Origin of the sequence: Xanthomonas prunicola, assembly GCF_002846205.1 — a bacterium.
In the GTDB taxonomy this organism is placed as follows: Bacteria; Pseudomonadota; Gammaproteobacteria; order Xanthomonadales; family Xanthomonadaceae; genus Xanthomonas; species Xanthomonas prunicola.
On record NZ_PHKV01000046.1, the window covers coordinates 1 to 2,256 of the forward strand.

Here is a 2,256-nt window from a genome sequence, read left to right on the forward strand (position 1 = left end):
GCCGGAGGTGTAGAGGACGTAGGCCGGATGTTGTGGGTACAACGTCGACACGATGGGAGCCTGCGTGGACGCGCTGTTCCAAGGAGCCTCGTCGCTATCCAGCAACACTGCTTGCAGGTCGTTACGTTGTGCCAGCAGCGCAGCAGTAGCGCGATGTGCAAGCAGCACAACGGGCTGCGCATCGGCGAGCATGTCGTCCAGGCGTGCGGGCGGTACATCTGTTTCCAGCGGCAGATAAGCCGCGCCGGCCTTGAGCACTGCAAGCAGCGCGACAACCAGATCGATACTGCGTGGCAAGCACACGGCTACGCGATCTTCGGGTACCACACCGAGAGAAAGCAGATGATGGGCGAACTGGTTGGCACGCGCGTCGAGCGCGGCGTAGCTCAGTTCGACCTCACCTTCCACCAAAGCAACAGCCTGCGGCGTGCGTTGGGCTTGTGCTTCGATTGCACGATGCAGATAGCCGCTGCCACCGAGATCGGCATCTGTGGCGTTGAACGTGTGCAACTGCGCGCGTTCGTCGACGGGTAGCAAATCCAGCGCATGCAGCGCGGTGTCCGGCGACTGTTCCAGTGCCTGGAGCAGCGCCTGCACGGCCTGCAACAGCATGGCTGCCGCGCGCCCGGCACCGATGTGATGGTCGGCCTGTACCTCCACCGCGAAGCCTCCGTCGGCGGCGATGTCGTCGACCGAAAGCGTCAACGGATAGTGGGTGCGTTCCTGCAGGATCACCGCCTGCAGTTCCAGCCCTTGCAGATTTGTCTCGACAGGCGCCTGCGCTGCGCCACCACCGGCGTACCGGTAATTAAAAAGGGTGGTGAACAACGGTGCGGGCGCCGCGATACCGCTGCAGCGCTGGGCCAGCGCAAGCGGCGCATGTTCGTGATGAAGCAGTTGCGCGAGCTGCTGCTGGGTCTGGCGGACCGCATCGGCGACGCCGCGACCGTCGCGCTGCAAACGGATGGGCAGCGTATTGAGGAACATGCCCAGTACACGATCGGCGCCACTGCCTGCATGCATACGACCGAACAACGCAGTGCCGAAGATTACGTCGTCCTGGCCGCTGGCCTGCGCCAGAACCAGACCACAAGCCAGATGGAACACGCTGGCTGGGCTGACATCGAGTTGGCGTGCGCGCATCCGCAAGGCGTTGCATAGCGCTGCCGGCAGCCGGATGTTGGCTTGTTCGATGCTGGTGCCGTTGCTCTGTGCGCCCTGAAACCCGAACGGCATGGCTGGAGTATCAACGTCGCCTAGCTGTCGAGTGAAAAAAGCGCGATGTTCGTCGTCGCTCACGCCCAGCTTGGCGTGCGCAACGAAGTTGCGGAACGCTAGCGGCGCGGGCAATTGGTCCTGCCGGCCCTGCAGATGCGCCTGCACTTCGGCGACCAACAGCTCCAGGGTGGTGTGGTCGATGACCAGGTGATGCGTCTGCAGACCGAGTAACCAGCGTGTGTGTGCAGGATCTTCGGCCGCATGCGCGTGGATCAACGGTGCCCGGCTGACATCCATGCGGTAGCTGCCAGGATCGATGCGCAGGCGCAGTGCATCCAGCACATCCGGCTCAGCGATTGTCAGTTCGTGCAGCGGTAGTGACGCATGCCGCCAGACGACCTGCACCGGAGCGGCCAAGCCGCGCCAGACGATGCCGGTGCGCAGGATGTCATGGCGGGCGATGACCGCCTCCAGCGCGCCGACGAATGCGTCCAGCTGCACGCGGGTATCGAAGGCCAGTACGCTGATGTTGAGGTAGGCATCGCCTTCGGCGCTTGCCAGGTGATGGAACAGCAGGCCTTCCTGCAACGGCGCCAGCGGATAGATGTCCTGCACGTTGGCCGCGCCGCCATCGACAGTGTCTACAGCTGCGTCGATGTCGGATTGCGTCATCTGGACCAGCGGCAGCAACTCGGGACTGATGCGGTTGCAGTCCGGTTGGATACGGTTGGGCGGAATAACAACCGTGGAGACCAAGGTAAGCGTGCTGGCCAGACCGACGAGCGTTGGCGAGTTGAACAAAGCACGCACGTCTAATTGCCATGCATGCCGGCGCAGGCGCTCGATCAAGGTGATCGCCAGCAACGAATGGCCGCCGAGCGCGAAGAAGCTGTCGTGGCGGCCGACGCGTTCGACGCCGAGCAACTCGCTCCACAGGGCCGCCAGCAAGCGTTCGCGTTCGCCTTCCGGGGCAACGTAGGCTTGCACGGCGAGCGCATCGGCATCCGCTGCCGGCAGTGCGCGGCGATCGAGCTTGCC

At 63.9% G+C, this 2,256-nt stretch carries 1 protein-coding gene; it reads right to left on the reverse strand.

Annotated elements, in window-relative coordinates; all coding sequences use genetic code 11:
• Positions 1 to 2,256 (reverse strand): condensation domain-containing protein (locus XpruCFBP8353_RS22935; RefSeq protein WP_157935135.1); only part of this gene is annotated, 2,256 nt, incomplete at both ends.